11 protein-coding genes are annotated in these 14,695 nt (G+C 73.4%); 5 read left to right on the forward strand and 6 right to left on the reverse strand.

Going from position 1 to position 14,695, the window contains the following annotated elements:
* The first annotated feature begins 510 nt into the window (after nt 1-510).
* A complete protein-coding gene (locus tag AB0G50_RS18205) occupies nt 511-4,002 on the forward strand; it encodes a UvrD-helicase domain-containing protein (protein WP_360109430.1) in 3,492 nt (1,163 codons plus the stop codon).
* Here AB0G50_RS18205 and AB0G50_RS18210 read toward each other — a convergent pair.
* Together AB0G50_RS18210 and AB0G50_RS18215 are read right to left on the reverse strand one after the other, a co-directional pair.
* Nucleotides 3,999-4,541 (reverse strand): hypothetical protein, encoded by a 543-nt coding sequence (locus tag AB0G50_RS18210; protein WP_360109433.1) that lies wholly within the window; start codon nt 4,539-4,541, stop codon nt 3,999-4,001. The genes AB0G50_RS18205 and AB0G50_RS18210 overlap by 4 nt on opposite strands.
* 79 nt (nt 4,542-4,620) lie before the next feature.
* Nucleotides 4,621-5,001 (reverse strand): hypothetical protein, encoded by a 381-nt coding sequence (locus tag AB0G50_RS18215; protein WP_360109435.1) that lies wholly within the window; start codon nt 4,999-5,001, stop codon nt 4,621-4,623.
* Nucleotides 5,002-5,060: 59 nt separating this feature from the next.
* On the opposite strand from AB0G50_RS18215, the gene AB0G50_RS18220 reads away from it, so the two are divergent.
* Complete coding sequence (locus AB0G50_RS18220) at nt 5,061-6,473, forward strand: M20/M25/M40 family metallo-hydrolase (RefSeq protein ID WP_360109438.1); 1,413 nt, start codon at nt 5,061-5,063, stop codon at nt 6,471-6,473.
* Complete coding sequence (locus AB0G50_RS18225) at nt 6,470-7,540, forward strand: potassium channel family protein (RefSeq protein WP_360109441.1); 1,071 nt, start codon at nt 6,470-6,472, stop codon at nt 7,538-7,540. The genes AB0G50_RS18220 and AB0G50_RS18225 overlap by 4 nt, the downstream gene beginning before the upstream one ends.
* A 338-nt stretch (nt 7,541-7,878) precedes the next feature.
* Here AB0G50_RS18225 and AB0G50_RS18230 read toward each other — a convergent pair whose 3' ends face one another.
* Together AB0G50_RS18230 and AB0G50_RS18235 are read right to left on the reverse strand one after the other, a co-directional pair.
* Nucleotides 7,879-9,162 (reverse strand): HAMP domain-containing sensor histidine kinase, encoded by a 1,284-nt coding sequence (locus AB0G50_RS18230; RefSeq protein ID WP_360109444.1) that lies wholly within the window; start codon nt 9,160-9,162, stop codon nt 7,879-7,881.
* A gap of 11 nt (nt 9,163-9,173) precedes the next feature.
* Nucleotides 9,174-9,848: a response regulator transcription factor gene (locus AB0G50_RS18235; RefSeq protein ID WP_360109447.1), complete on the reverse strand. Its 675-nt coding sequence runs from the start codon at nt 9,846-9,848 to the stop codon at nt 9,174-9,176.
* 419 nt (nt 9,849-10,267) lie between these two features.
* Here AB0G50_RS18235 and AB0G50_RS18240 point away from each other — a divergent pair, with 419 nt between their 5' ends.
* Nucleotides 10,268-10,678, forward strand: coding sequence for a hypothetical protein (locus tag AB0G50_RS18240; protein ID WP_360109450.1), 411 nt, complete (start codon nt 10,268-10,270; stop codon nt 10,676-10,678).
* On the opposite strand, the gene AB0G50_RS18245 is transcribed toward AB0G50_RS18240, so the two are convergent.
* Both AB0G50_RS18245 and AB0G50_RS18250 read right to left on the reverse strand, forming a co-directional pair.
* Nucleotides 10,648-11,544, reverse strand: a complete 897-nt coding sequence (locus AB0G50_RS18245) for a neutral zinc metallopeptidase (RefSeq protein WP_360109453.1) — start codon at nt 11,542-11,544, stop codon at nt 10,648-10,650. The genes AB0G50_RS18240 and AB0G50_RS18245 overlap by 31 nt on opposite strands.
* A 16-nt stretch (nt 11,545-11,560) precedes the next feature.
* Nucleotides 11,561-12,892 (reverse strand): neutral zinc metallopeptidase, encoded by a 1,332-nt coding sequence (locus AB0G50_RS18250; RefSeq protein WP_360109456.1) that lies wholly within the window; start codon nt 12,890-12,892, stop codon nt 11,561-11,563.
* Between the two features lie 135 nt (nt 12,893-13,027).
* Here AB0G50_RS18250 and AB0G50_RS18255 point away from each other — a divergent pair, with 135 nt between their 5' ends.
* Complete coding sequence (locus tag AB0G50_RS18255; RefSeq protein ID WP_360109459.1) at nt 13,028-14,668, forward strand: DUF2207 domain-containing protein; 1,641 nt, start codon at nt 13,028-13,030, stop codon at nt 14,666-14,668.
* Nucleotides 14,669-14,695 lie beyond the last annotated feature (27 nt).

The raw sequence follows: 14,695 nt of genomic DNA on the forward strand, positions 1-14,695 counted from the left end.
CTGGCCGCCTGGCCGCCTGGCCGCCTGGCCGCCTGGCCGCCTGGCCGCCTGGCCGCCTGGCCGCCTGGCCGCCTGGCCGCCTGGCCGCCTGGCCGCCTGGCCGATGGTGCGTCTACCACAGCGCATTCGCGGTTTGGTGTCGGTGGCCTGCCTCGGTCCCTCGTTTCCCGGTCCGGGTCCTGGGCGGCCGTTGCGCAGCTGGGTCGGCCCGTTCGTCCGACGTTCGCCGGCTGCGATGGTGTCTCTCCAGACTTTGTGTGCCTGCCCTCGTTCGTGCGGTTGCTCGTCCGGCCCCGGCTGGCAGCGGTGGGTGTTGGATTGTTGAACGATCCTCTCCTGGCGGGTGATTGTGGGATTGTTGAACGATTGTGGGTGAAGGGTCGCGGGGCGGCGGTGAGTGGTCGGGTGGTGACCTGTGGTTTTGGAAATCGGGGGTTGTTCACCTCTTGAGTCGGTCGTTCGGCGCGTCGGGGGCGGGTGGGCGGAGAGGGTGGGGGTGGACATCGGAGAATGCTGGGCGTGGTTGCGCCGGACGGGGTCGAGCGGGTTGGTGGGGGAGGACGCCTTGCCAGTCCGTTCGAGGTGGCCGAGGCGTTGGGGTTGCACCCGCCCACGCCCGAGCAGGCCGCGGTCATCGCGGCTCCCACGGCTCCCGCCCTCGTCGTCGCCGGCGCCGGCGCCGGGAAGACCGAGACCATGGCGGCTCGGGTGGTCTACCTGGTGGCCAACGGGTTCGTGACGCCGGACCGGGTGCTCGGGTTGACCTTCACCCGCAAGGCGGCGAGGCAGCTCGCCGAACGGGTGCGGCTGCGGTTGCGGCGGCTCGGCGGGGCCGGGCTGCTCGACGAACTCGACCCCAGCGGTGAGCGGCGGGCGGCGGTGCTCACGACCGAACCCGTCGTGCTGACCTACCACGCCTACGCGGGCAGGCTGGTCGGCGAGCACGGCCTGCGGCTGCCCGTCGAACCCGGTGTGCGCCTGCTCACCGAAACCGCGTCGTGGCAGCTCGCCCACCGCGTCGTGTCCACCTGGGCCGAGGACCTCGACACCGACAAGGTCCCGGCCACCGTCACCGGCTACCTGCTGGCCCTCGCTGGCGAACTCGGCGAACACCTCGTGGACCCCGAGAAGCTGCGGTCGCACGCCGACGCGCTCGCCCGGATCATCGAGGACGCGCCCAAAACCCCGCGCCAGCACGACAAGCTGCCCGAGTCGCTCAAGGCCGTCGTCACCACCCAGCGCCTGCGCGTCGCGCTCCTCCCGCTCCTGGACGCCTACCAGTCCCGCAAGCGCCGCGAGGCCGCGATGGACTTCGCCGACCAGATGTCGCTCGCCGCCCGGCTCGCCGAGGAGCACCCGGAGGTCGCGAAGGGCGAGCGCGAGCGGTACGGCGCGGTGCTGCTGGACGAGTACCAGGACACCGGCCACGCCCAGCGCGTGCTGCTGCGCGCCCTGTTCGGCCGCGGCACGCCGATGCCCGTCACGTCCGTCGGCGACCCGGCCCAGGCGATCTACGGCTGGCGCGGCGCGAGCGCGGCCAACCTGCCGAGGTTCGTGCACGACTTCCCGCCCGCCCGCAAGTACGGCCTGCTGACGAGCTTCCGCAACCCGCCGGAGGTGCTGGAGCTGGCCAACGCCGTGTCGCTGCCGCTGCGCGAGTCCGGTCTGGACGTGGACGCGCTCAAGGCCCGTCCGGGCGCGGAACCGGGTGACGTGCGGTTGGCGTTGTTCGACACGGTCCGCGACGAGCTGGACTGGGTGGCGGACAGCGTCGCGGGCCAGTGGCAGGACCACCTCGACACCAGCGACGAGCCGCCCACCGCCGCCGTCCTCGTCCGCCGCCGCGCCGACATGGCCGCCATCGCCGCCGCGCTGCGCGACCGGGGCCTGCCGGTCGAGGTGGTCGGACTCGGCGGACTGCTGGACGAACCCGAGGTGCGCGACCTGGTCAGCGCCCTGCGCGTGCTGGTCGACCCGCTGGCGGGCACCGCGGCGGCCCGGCTGCTGACCGGTTCGCGCTGGCGGGTCGCCGCCTACGACATGGCCGCGCTGTGGCAGCGGGCCCGGGAACTCGCGGGCTCGCCCTCGCGGCAGACGGTGGTGGACGACCCGTTGGCCGTGATCGCCGACGCGCTGCCGGGCGAGCACGCCGAACAGGCCGGGCTGGCCGACGCGCTGGACGATCCCGGCGACCCGACCGTCTACTCCGCCGAGGGCTACCGGCGCGTGCGCCGGCTGGGCGCGGAGCTGTCCGCGCTGCGCCGCCGGCTCGACCAGCCGCTGCCCGAGCTGGTCGCGGACGTCGAGCGGACCCTGCTGCTGGACATCGAGGCGCTGGCCAGGCCCGGTCTGGTCGGGCGGGCGCACCTGGACGCGTTCGCCGACGTGGTGGCCGACTTCGCCGCGGCCAGCCCGTCCGCGACCCTGCCCGCGCTGCTGGACTACCTGCACACCGCCGAGTCCGCCGAGGACGGGCTCGAACCCGGTGAGGTGGAGGTCGCCGAGAACCGGGTGCAGATCCTGACCATGCACTCCGCGAAGGGCCTGGAGTGGCACATCGTCGCGGTGCCGCACGTGGTGAAGGACGTGTTCCCGGGGCGCAAGAAGTCGTCGTGCTGGTTGAAGGCGGTCGCCGAGCTGCCCGCCGACCTGCGCGGTGACGCCGAGGACCTGCCGACGTTGCGGATACCGGGTGACGCCAACCGCAAGGAGGTCGAGCAGGCCCTCGACCTGCACGCCGACGAGTTCGAGCAGCGCCGGCTCGTCGAGGAGCGCCGGCTGTTCTACGTGGCGCTCACCCGCGCCGAGCACTGCCTGCTCGTGTCGGGCCACTGGTGGGCCGAGACGGGTGACCGGCCGAAGGGGCCGTCGGCGTTCCTGACCGAGCTGCACACCGCGGTCACCGCCGCCGCGCACCCGCCCGCGGACGTGACGACGTGGTCGCCGCCGCCGGCCGAGAACGAGGAGAACCCGCTCGCCGCGCAGGCCAAGGCGGCCCAGTGGCCGGCCGATCCGCTCGGCCGCCGGCGCGAGGCCGTGGTGGACGGGGCGGAGCTGGTGCTGGCGGCCCTGGACCGCCAACTGTCCGAACCGGACCCCGTCGACGTCGAGCTGCCGCCGGAGCCGCCGGACGACGGGCCGCCCGAGGCGTTCCCCCACGACGAACCGCCCTACGACGCTGACCTGGAGGAGCCGCCGTACGACGAGGAGCCGCCCGAGGACGTCGAGCCGCTCGAAGATCCGTTCGACGCGATCGTGCCGCCTGCCGAGGACGCCGAGCCCGCCGAGCACCCCGACGAGCCCGGGGACGAGCCGGAGAACCCCGACGACCCCGAGGGCTGGGCGCGCGACGTGGACGTGCTGCTCGCCGAACGGGCCGCCGCCGCGGACCGGCGGGAACGGGTCGTGCTGCCGGACAACCTGTCGGTCAGCCAGCTCGTGGAACTGGCCGCCGACCCCGACCAGCTGGCGCACCGGCTCCGCCGACCCCTGCCGTTCCCGCCGAACCCGCTGGCCAGGCGCGGCACCGCGTTCCACACCTGGTTGGAGCAGCGGTTCGGCGCGACCAGGCTGTTCGACCTGGACGAGTTGCCCGGCGCGGCCGACGAGGGCGCGTCACCGGACGCCGACCTGTCCCGGCTCCAGGAGGCGTTCCTCACCAGCCGGTGGGCCGACCGCGCGCCGCACGACGTCGAGGTGCCGTTCGAGGCCGAGATCGACGGCTTCTCGGTGCGGGGCCGGATGGACGCGGTGTTCGCCGACGACGACGGCGGGTGGACCGTGGTCGACTGGAAGACCGGCGCGGTGCCCGAGGAGGAGCGGCTGCCCGCGTTGACCGTGCAGCTCGCGGCGTACCGGCTGGCCTGGGCGGCGTTGTCGGACACGCCGGTGGAGAAGGTCCGGGCCGCGTTCCACTACGTGCGGCAGGACCACACGCTGCGGCCGACGGACCTGCTGGACGCGGACGGGTTGCGCGAGCTGATCAGGTCGGTGCCGCGCTAGGGGGTGACCCGCGCGTGCGCCGGCACTTCCTTCAGCACCCGGTCGTAGAGCACCTCGAGCAGCCAGCGGCCGAACAGCGACGGGCCGAACTCGGTCGACCGGTCCTCCGGGGGCACGAGCAGCTCGGCCGCGCCGGCCTCGTCCACCGCGACGACGCCGATGCCGTAGTAGTCGAGTTCGATCAGCGGCCACGACTGGGCGCCCTTGCCCTGCGGCGCGGGCAGCACCACCGAGCACGGCGCGAGGGTCATCAGCGTGCCGCAGGACTGGAGCGCCCGGTCCGCGGTCGACTCGCCGACCAGCACGCCGACGAGTTCGACGGCCGACACCGGCAGCCGGTCGTGTGCCGCGGGTTCGAACCAGGAGCGGAACCACGACGGGTCCGCCTGGGGTGGCCAGCCGTTCGCGCTGCGCCACTCGTGCACGTCGGCACGCACCCGCACGACGGCGGACACCTGGTGGCCGAGGACGGCGACGTCGGGAACGACGATGCCGCGCCAACCCAGTGCCGCTGCGGCGGCGTGGAGGAGCGGTTGCACTCGGGCATCCTAGAGCTGGTTGCGGGTTCAATGACAGTCCTGTCGGCGCTCTGGGTGGTCACCCCGGCGCCGAGAGTGATCAGCGGGCCGAGCGGCGCACCTTCAACGCCCACCAGATCAGCGGGAGCTGGAGCGGGAGCCTGCCGAACGCCACGGCCCGCGTTTTCGGCGACTTGCCGCGCAGGTCGTAGGCCATCTTGATGTTCGCCGGGAACACGGCGGCGAAGAAACCGGCCGCGAGCAGTCCGCCGAGGCTCCGCGTGCGCGGCGCGGCGACCGCGGCGGCGAGCCCGAGCTCCGCGACACCGGACACGTAGGTCCAGGTCCGGGGCTTGCCGGGGAGCGCGCGGGGCACGATCGCGTCGTACGGCTTCGGCTTGGCGAAGTGCGTCACACCCGCCACGCCGAGCAGTCCGGCCAACGCGAGCGCCGGCCATGATCGGGAACGAGTCGGTTCCATGATGTTCACGATGTCATGCCGCCCGCCGAACCGCGTTCCCAGGGTTATCCTCCGGCACCGTGAGCGGTGATCCGGAAAAATCCGAACAACCCGAGCGCGCGGCCGTGCACGGCCTGTCCGCCGACTTCGTGGCCGGACTGGTGGAGTGGCTGACGATCCCGTCGATCGGCAACGACCCGGCGCGCCTCGGCGACGTGGCGCGGTCCGCGACCTGGCTCGCCGACGCGCTCCGCCGGGACGGCTGGCCCGACGTGCGGGTGTGGGACGAGGGCCCGGCGTTGCCGGCCGTGTACGCCTCGTGGCCCTCGGCCGACCCGTCCGCGCCCACCGTGCTCGTCTACGGGCACCACGACGTGCAGCCGGTCGACCCGGTCGAGGAGTGGACGCGTCCGCCGTTCGAGCCGGTGGTCGAGGGCGACGAGTTGTTCGGGCGTGGCGCCAGCGACGACAAGGGGCAGGTCGCGATGCACCTGCTCGGCGTGCGCGCGCACCTCGCCGCGACCGGCGGGTCGGCGCCCGCGGTGAACCTCAAGCTGTTCGTGGAGGGCGAGGAGGAGATCGGCTCGCCGCACCTCCCGGAACTGCTCGACGCGCACCGCGCGGACCTCGCGTCGGACCTGGTCGTGTTCTCCGACACGCCGGTGTACGCGCGGGACGCGCCGACGGTGTGCACCGGCCAGCGCGGGGTGTACGGGGCCGAGGTGGTGTTCGTCGGCGGCTCGTCGGACGTGCACTCCGGCCGGGCGGGCGGCGGCGTGCCGAACCCGGTGACCGCGTTGGCCCGGCTGGTGGCGGCGTTGCACGACGAACGGGGCGCGGTGGCGCTGCCCGGCTTCTACGACGACGTCGTGCCGCCGACGGACGCCGAGCGCGCCGACTACGCGTCGCTGCCGTTCGACGAGGACGCGTGGCTCGCGAACTCCGGTGGCGCGCGGGTGGCGGCCGGCGAGGAGGGCTGGTCGACGCTGGAGCGGGTGTGGGTCCGGCCGTCGGCCGAGGTCAACGGGTTCGTCGGCGGGTACACCGGGCCGGGGCTCAAGACGATCGTGCCGGCGCGGGCCGAGGTGAAGCTGTCGTTCCGGCTGGCGCCCGGTCAGCGGCCGGAGCGGGTGGCCGAGGCGTTGCGGGTGTTCGTGGCCGAGCACACGCCGCCGGGGATCCGGTCCGAGGTGATCCCGCGGGGTGACGGCGTTCCCCCGTACGCCGTGGACATCAATCACCCGGCCGTGGTGGCGTTGCGGGAAGTAGTCGAGGCGGCGCTCGAGCAGCCGGTGAGGTTCGCCCGGTCGGGTGGGTCGGGGCCGGCGGCGGTGCTGCACCAGTCGCTCGGCGTGCCGGTGGTCTACCTCGGCGTCACCTTGCCGGATGATCGGGTCCACGCGCCCAACGAGCGCGTCGTCGTGTCGCAGCTCCTGCGCGGCGCCGAGGCCGCCGCGCGACTGTGGCGGGTACTCCCCGAGAGGTTGACATGATCCGCCGGTTCCAGCCTGGCGAGCCGTTGAGCGAGCGGCCGGGCCACTCGCTCGTCGGCGTGATCAGGATGCCCGACCAGGCGCAGAGCCCGGTCCGGGCGATCCTGAAGCGCGTCGTCGGCGCGTTGACGGCGCTGCTCGCGGCGGTCCTGATCGTCTACCTCGACCGCGACGGGTACCGCGACGTGAACGAGGACGGCCTGTCGTTCCTCGACGCGGTGTACTACGCGACCGTGTCACTGTCCACGACCGGCTACGGCGACATCACGCCCGCCTCGTCGTCGGCGCGGCTGGTGAACGTGCTGGTGATCACGCCGCTGCGCGTGCTGTTCCTGATCGTGCTGGTCGGTACCACCCTCGAAGTGCTCACCGAGCGCTCGCGGCAGGCGTTGCGGATCCAGAAGTGGAGGACCAAGGTGCGGGACCACGTTGTCGTCGTCGGCTATGGCACGAAGGGCCGGTCCGCGGTCAGCGCCCTGCTGGGCGACGGGGCCGAGCCCGGTTCGATCGTCGTCGTGGACACCTCGCAGCCGGCCCTGGACGCGGCCTCCGCGATCGGTCTCGTGACCGTTCTCGGGTCCGGGACCAGCAACGACGTGCTCCAGGTCGCCGGGGTGCCGCGGGCGCGGGCGATCGTGGTCGCGGCGAACCGGGACGACACGGCGGTGCTGGTCACGCTGACCGCGCGCGAACTCGCCCCGAAGGCCCAGGTCGTGGCGTCGGTGCGGGAACGCGAGAACGAGCACCTGCTCCGCCAGTCGGGCGCGGACTCGGTCGTGGTGTCGAGCGAGACCGCCGGCCGTCTGCTGGGCATGGCGACCGCCACCCCGACCGTCGTGGACATGGTCGAGGACCTGCTCACGCCGGATTCGGGCCTGGCGATCGCGGAACGCGACGTGGAGCCGTCGGAGGTCGGCGGCTCACCCCGCCACCTGCCCGACATCGTCCTGGGCGTGGTCCGCGGCGGCAAACTGTTCCGGGTGGACGCCCCCGAAGCCGACGCCGTGGAGGCAGGCGACCGCCTCCTCTACGTGAAGAAGGTGACCCCACCCGGCGAGTCCTCGTAGGACGGAGACCCGCGCCGAACCACGCCCACCGGCACGGCCCAGCGACGACTCCCGGCCGTGGTCTCGGGAAGCGCCCGGGAGTGGGCCGGCGTGGCTCTCGGCTGCGGTCGCAGAAGTGGTCTTGGGAGGCAGCGTCAACAGGTGGCCCTGCCCCAGTGCCCCAGGGCCTCACTGCCCAGGTGTCCCGGTGCCTCGGTGGTCCCGCGGTCGGGTGTCCCAGCGGTCGGGTCGGGGCGTCGGTCGGTGTGGTCAGTGCGGTCGGCGCTGTCGTGCGGGACCTCCGTGTGCGTGTTCGTGCCGTCGGCTGCCCCCACGCGTCACGCGAGTGCCCCCCCGCGTCAGGCGAGCGGGCGGCGGATGGGGCGGGTGATTTCGGACAGGGGTAGGCGGACTTGGAAGGCGCCTCCGGTGGTGGGGGGTTCCACGCAGGTCAGGTCGCCGCCGTGGGCGCGGACCACGCCTCTGGCGATGGGGAGGCCCAGGCCCGACCCTCCCGAACGGCGGTCTCGGGCCTCGTCCAGGCGGACCAGGCGGTCGAAGATGCGTTCCCGGTCCTCCGGGGGCACCCCCGGACCGTTGTCGGTGACCAGCAGGTAGGCCCACGTGTCGTCCGCGTGCACGGTCAGGCGGACCAGACCCTCCGGGCCGGTGGCCTGCCGGGCGTTGTCGGCCAGGTTGGCCAGCAGTTGGGCCAGGCGTTGGGGGTCGCCCTCCACGTGGACGCGCTCGCCGGTGGCGGTGATGTCGAAGTCCGGCGCCATCAGCCTGGTCCGCGTGGCCTCGGACTCGGCCAGCGCCAGCAGGTCCACCTGCTCCCGCTGGAGCTCCAGGCCCGCGTCGATCCGGGCCAGTGCGAGCAGGTCGTCCACCAGCCGGCCCGCGCGTCGGGACTCGCGGACCAGCAGGAGGTTCAGCTGCTCGCGCTCCTCCGCGCTGCCGGACTGGACGAGGGCCTCGGCCACCGCCTGCACGCCCGCGATCGGCGTGCGGAGTTCGTGCGCCGCGTCCGCGACGAAGCGTTTCGTCCGTTCCTCGGATCCCTCCAGTGAGTCGAGCATGTCGTCGAACGCGGCCGCGGTACGACCCAGTTCGTTGTCGGTGCGGGACGGGTTCAGGCGGTAGCCGCGGTGACCTCGGGCGATGGACCTGGCCAAGGTCGTCATCGCGTCGAGGGGCGCCAAGGCTCTGCCCACCACGATGATCAGCGCGACCGCCGTCACGGCCAGCGCGCCGAAGCCGACCAGCACCAGCAGCCGGCGCAGCCGCGCCTGGGCGACGGTGATCACCGAGGCCTCGGCGTAGAGGGTGATCGTGGAGCCGTCCGCGAGGGGGCGGCTGATCTCCTTGCTGACGTCTCCTTCCGGTTCGTGGCCGAACACCGTGCCGTCGGCCATGACGACCTTGGCCCGGATGCCCCGGCCCTCCAGCCGGTTGACCAGGTCCGCGCCGCGGACGCGCTGCTTGACGAGTTGCTGGGCGACGCGCGACTTCTCCAGCAGGGTGGTGTCCGCGTCGCGCTGGGACTGCGCCGCGAACAGTGCGTCCACGAGCAGAACGAGCCCGACCAGCACCACCGCGAGCACGCCGATCGTGGACAGCGTGACCCGCCGGCGCAGTGACACCGTCCGGAGGTTCACTCCTCCGCCCGCAGCACGTACCCGAGACCGCGCACGGTGTGCAGCAGCCGGGGGCCGTGCTCCTCCAGCTTGCGCCGCAGGGCGCTCACGTGGACCTCGACCAGGTTCGGGTCGTAGTCCTCGTACCCCCACACCGCGGTGAGGATCTGGGTTTTGCCCACCACCCGCCCGCGCTGGGCGGCCAGGTAGCGCAGCAGGCGGAGCTCGGTCGCGGTCAGCTCGATCGGCGCGTCCGCCCGGAGCACGACGGCCGAGTCGGCGTCGACCAGGAGATCGCCGATCTGCACTGTCGACGGTGTCCGCCCGAGCCGCCGCAGGACGGCGCTGACCCGCGCGACCAGCTCGGCCAGCACGAACGGCTTGATCACGTAGTCGTCCGCGCCGCGGTCGAGCCCGCGCAACCGGTCGCTCACCCCGTCACGCGCGGTCAGCATCACCACCCCGGCGCCGCTGGTCCGCCGGATCACCTCCAGCAGGGTGAACCCGTCCCGACCGGGCAGCATGATGTCGAGCACGACGAGGTCCGGCCGGAACCGGGTCAGCTCCCCTTCCAGGTCGCGCCCGTCGGGGCGGATCTGGACCTGGAACCCGGCCTCGCGGAGCGCGGACCCGACGGCCGCGCCAATGGCCTCGGCGTCCTCGATGACCAGAACCCTGGCGGCAGTCGACACCCCCACATTCTGCGCAACAACCACCCCCTCCCGCCCAGGTCTTCAGGGTGCGCTCAGCCGGACGGGCCGGCGAGGCACGGGAAGAGGACCGCGCCAGGCGGGCGAGGCGGGTGCCGGAGGCGGCGGAGGGCGCGAGTGGAAGGGCGGGACGAGGTGGCCGACGAGCCGATGAGAGCACGCCGGGCGGAGACCCGCCGGCGCCGACCAACGGCGGCCTGGGACCGCGGCGCGAGAGGGTTCGGGTCGGCGGGCGCACGGCGGCGGCCGGGCGGTGGGCGGCGGGAGAGGTGCTGTTCATGGGACTATTTTCGAACAGGGGTTCGAGTCAGGCAAGATCCCTATCGGGTGAAATGGAGGGGACTCCGCTTAGGGGTGGGTGGGGCGCCCGGGGCTGACGGGGTTCTGCCACCATCCACGGTGTGGCGCGTTGGGGTCTGGTGCTGCCGGCGCTCGCGTCGGGCGCGGTGCTCGTCGTGGTGGGCGCGATCGCGGGCGCCCCGAGCGCGGAATCGCCGCCGCGCGGCCGGGCGGTCGTGGTCGACTCGGCGTCGTGCGCGGGTGGCGGGTTCGACGTGGTGGACGTCGACGCGGGCGGCACCGTCACGCGGGCCCGGCTTGACGGATGCGGGCACGCCGCAGGCCAGACCGTGGACGTGGTGGTGCCCGTCGGCCCGGACGGCGTGGTGCAGGCCGCCTCGACGGTGCCGGACGGTTCGTCGGCGACACGGCTCTGGGTGGCGCTGCTGGGCCTCTCGGGCGTCGCGGGCGGCTTCCTCGCCCACCGCCTCCGCCCCCGACCTCAGGCCACGTCCTCCGCCGACGCCGCGTAGGTGTTGCACGACGCCGTGGTGCCGCCGTCGAACCCGTTCGACGCCCACCGCGCCTGGTTCACCGGGTTGCCGTGCCCGTTGCGCTCCGGCGGTTCCTCCACCGCGTACTGGAAGTCGTCCGCCGCCTGCGACGCGAGGTCCCACCCGAGCGAGTCGGTCGCCGCGGCCAGGAACAACCCGGCGAAGCAGTTGGCCTGCAACTCGATCCGCCGCGACATCTCCAGCCCGGCGGGCGACTTCTCGCCCGCGTCGGTGATCTTGCCGTCGGCCGCGCGCAGCATGCCGGACAACGCCTGCACGTGGTGCCCGTACTCGTGCGCCAACGTGGCCAGGTGCGAACTGGGCCGCTCGCCGCCGCCGTTGTCCCGCAACCGGGACGTCGGCATGTAGATCGTCCGGTTGCGCCCGCAGTAGAACGCCACCGCCTCGTCCGGCGACGGCGCCTCGCCGCACGGTGACGCGCCCAGCGTGGCCGACGCGTCGAGTCCGGGCGGGTCGAACGGCAGGTTGCCCTTGGCCAGCAGGGGCTGCCACGCGAGGTCCAGGCACGCGACGCCGGCCCGGTAGTACGCGGTCAGCTCGGCGTCGGACGGCCCGAACTCCGGCAGCGCGCACCGCACCGGCGGCAGCGTGCCGGCGTCGAGCAGCAGCGGGTGGTCGGCCAGCCGGTGCACGGCGCGCGGGCGCTGCGGTTCGGCGGTGGCGGGCGCGGGCAGCCCGCCCGGAACGGCGACGGCGCGGCCCGTCACCTTGTCCGAGGGCTCCACGCGCGACACCAGGGCCAGACCCAGGACGCTCAACACGATCGCCGCGAACACTCCGGTCAGCACGGCCGGGTTGTTCCTGGGCTGTTCGGGCGGGTGCACGATCCTCCAGAAGGCGCTAGCTGACGTCGGCCGCGCTGGCGGTCCAAGTGTTGCACGCCGCGGTGGAGTTGTTCTTGTAGCCTTGTTGCACCCACGACATGTTCTTCTCGGGCGCGCCGTGGTCCCGGTTCGGGTAGACCGGGTAGTCGCCCCGGTTGCCCGCGTCGGTGATCGCGACCTGGATCACGTCGATCGGCACCGCGCCGTGCGACAGCGGGGCGAGCGACTCGCCGCCGAAGCACGTGGCCTGCAACTCCTTGCGCCGGTTGAGCTCCAGCCCGGCGGGGGTGTCCCAGCCGCCCTTGTCGTACTGGGCCTGGCCGGAGGCCTTGAGGATGCCGGAGAGCCACTGGATGTGGTGGCCGTACTCGTGCGCGAGCTGACCCAGGTACTTGCCCGGGTGGTTCGGGTTGGCCGACCCGGTTTCGCCCGCGTAGTGCAGCGGCGTCCAGTAGATCGTGCCCTCGCAGTACATCGCGGTCCGGTCCGGACCCATCGAGCCGCACGAGTTGGTGATCTGCGAGGTCACCATGACCAGTTCCGCGGGCTGGTAGGGCAGGTTGGCCTTGGCGAACGCCGGCTTCCACATCTCCTCGATGCACGGCAGCGCGGCGCGCAGGAACGTCTCCTGGCCGCCGACCGAGTAGTCCATCGAGGGCAGGGCGCAGCCGTTCTTCAGGTCGAACGCGCCGATGTCCTTGCTGTGGATCGGGTTGTCCCCCAACGCGATCACGGCCTTCGGCCCGGCCTTGGTCGTGGTGGTCGGCGACGTCCTGGTCGACGGGGACGTGTTGGTGCCGGGACCGGCGGACGTCGTGGCGGTCGTCGGCGGGGCCGAGTAGGTGTAGGTGGAATATCCGGAATACGCGGAATCGTCCACGCTCTTGTTCTTGGTCCGGGTCGCGAAAATCCCGACCGCGGCGATGCCGAGCACCACCACGCCGATGATCAGGAACGCGACCAGCGGACCGCCGCTCTTCTTCCGCGGCAACGGCGGGTACGGCGCGTAGGGCTGCTGCGGCGGCCACCCGGGCTGGGGCGACCACTGGGCCGGCGGCGGCTGGGGTGGCGCGGCGGGTGGCGGCGCCATGGGCGGTCTCGGCCACTGCTGGGGGAAGCCGCCGGGACCGGTGCCGGGCTGGGCCGCGGGCTGCGGTGCGGGCGGGGGGAACGGGGGTTGTTGCTGGTAGCCGGGCTGCTGGTAGCCGGGCGGTGGCGGTGGGAAACCCTGCGGGCGCTGCTGCGGCGGGTACTGCGGCTGTGGTGGCGGTGGTTGCTGGTGGGGCTGTTGTTGCGGCGGCGGGACGGGGTACGGGCGGGTCGGCTGGGGGTTCAGCGGCGCGGGCACGGGCGGAGGCCCGACCGGTCGTGGTGGCGGCCAGCCACCCGGCGGTGGTGGTTGCGTCATCGCTGGTGGTCCCCCAAATCGCGGATGCCCGAATCAGCACTGGAGCTTAGGCGAACTCCGCTATCCTCCGCGGCCGTGTTGAAAAACTGGGGAGCGGTGGTCCTCGCCGCGGCGGCTCTCTGCCTCACCGCCGGTCCGGCGGTGGCGCAGGAGAGCAGCTCGGCGAACCTGCCCGGCACCGCGGGCGCCGACGTCCGGCTGAAGCTGGAGCGCGACGGCAGGCTCTCGGTCACCGAGGTGGTCACCGTTCCCGAGGGTAGGACGGCCAGGCGGGTGGTTCCGTTGCGCATCGCGGTCGGGGAATCCCGCGACCGCGTCTTCGGGGTTTCCGACGTCAAGGTCGACGGCAAGGGCACCGCGACCGCGAACGGCGAGGAGTTGGCCATCTCGCTGGACGCCGGCACGTCCACCGTCGGCTACGTCGTGGACGGCGCGGTGGCGAAGATCGGCGACACGCTGGAGCTGCGCTGGCAGCCCGCGAGCGGCTGGGACACCGTGCTCGACCAGGTGAAGGTGTCGGTGATCACGCCCGACCCGCCCAGGTCGGTGAACTGCCTGGCGGGTCAGCCGGGCACGTCGAGGCCGTGCACGACGGCCGAGCTGGGCGACGGCCGCGGCGTGCGGGCGACCCAGATCAACCTCGCCGCGGGCGACCGGGTGGACGTCGCGGTGGGTCTGGAGAACGGCGCCGCGCCGGCCAACGCGCGGGTCGAGGAGACCTCGGTGCTGGCGGCGGCGTTCGCGCTGACCCCGGCGACCACCGTCGGGCTCGTGGTGCTGGTGGTGTTCCTGCTGGGCGGCGTGGTGCTGCTGTGGACGCTGCGCGGCCGGGACGCCAAGGCGCTGGCGGGCGAGGTCGGGCCGGTGCACGTGCTGGTGCCCGACGCGGCGGGGCACGTCCAGTTCGCCTCGCCGGACGGGGTGCTGCCGGGCCAGGTCGGCACGGTGGTGGACGAGCACGTCGACGTGGTGGACGTGACGGCGACGGTCGTGGACCTCGCGGTGCGCAACTACCTGTGGGTCGAGGAGGTCGGCGGGCTGGACTGGCGGCTCGTCCGGCGCAACCCGGCCGACCCGTCGCTGTCGGGCTACGAGCGCGCGGTCTACGACGCGTTCCTGCCCGAGGGCGTGGACGCGGTGCTGCTGTCCGAGCTGCGGTCCCGGCGGATCGACCTGACGAAGGTGCGCGACGAGCTGTACGCGGACGTGGTGGCCAAGAACTGGTTCGCCCGCCGTCCGGACGCCGAGCGCAGCCTGTTCTGGTGGGTGGGCCTCGGCCTCGGCCTGGTCGGCGCGGTGGGCACGGTGGTGTTCGCGCTCACCGCCGGTCCGGCGCTGTTCGGGCTGGTGGTCGTGGTGGCGGGCGCGGCGATCGCGGTGGGCGCGCGCTGGATGCCCGCGCGGACCCGGCGGGGCAGCGCGTTGCTGGAGCACGTGCGGGGCCTGCGGGGCTACCTGGTCGGCGCGACGCCGCGGGACGTGCCGGAGGCCGACCGCGAGATGGTGTTCTCCCGGTCGCTGCCCTACGCCGTGGTGCTGGGCGAGACCGACCGGTGGCTGCGCGCGTTCGCGGGCAGCGGGTCGGGCCTGTACTGGTACGGCGCGGCCGAGGAGTCGGCCGACCTCGCGCGGTTCGCGGAGCGGTTCCCGGCGTTCCTGGGCGCGCTGGACGGCGTGTTGGCACAGGCGGGGCACCTGCGTTCGCTCAAGGCGTGAACGCCTTCGGGCGAGCCGGGCGACCTC

Origin of the sequence: Actinosynnema sp. NPDC020468 (assembly GCF_040642015.1) — a bacterium.
Lineage (GTDB): Bacteria > Actinomycetota > Actinomycetes > Mycobacteriales > Pseudonocardiaceae > Actinosynnema.

Excerpts from the sequence above, each read along its gene's own strand:
- AB0G50_RS18205 (WP_360109430.1), top strand. The coding sequence starts at position 511 with ATGCTGGGCGTGGTTGCGCCGGACGGGGTCGAGCGGGTTGGTGGGGGA.
- AB0G50_RS18225 (WP_360109441.1), top strand. The coding sequence starts at position 6,470 with ATGATCCGCCGGTTCCAGCCTGGCGAGCCGTTGAGCGAGCGGCCGGGC.
- AB0G50_RS18215 (WP_360109435.1), bottom strand. The coding sequence starts at position 5,001 with ATGGAACCGACTCGTTCCCGATCATGGCCGGCGCTCGCGTTGGCCGGA.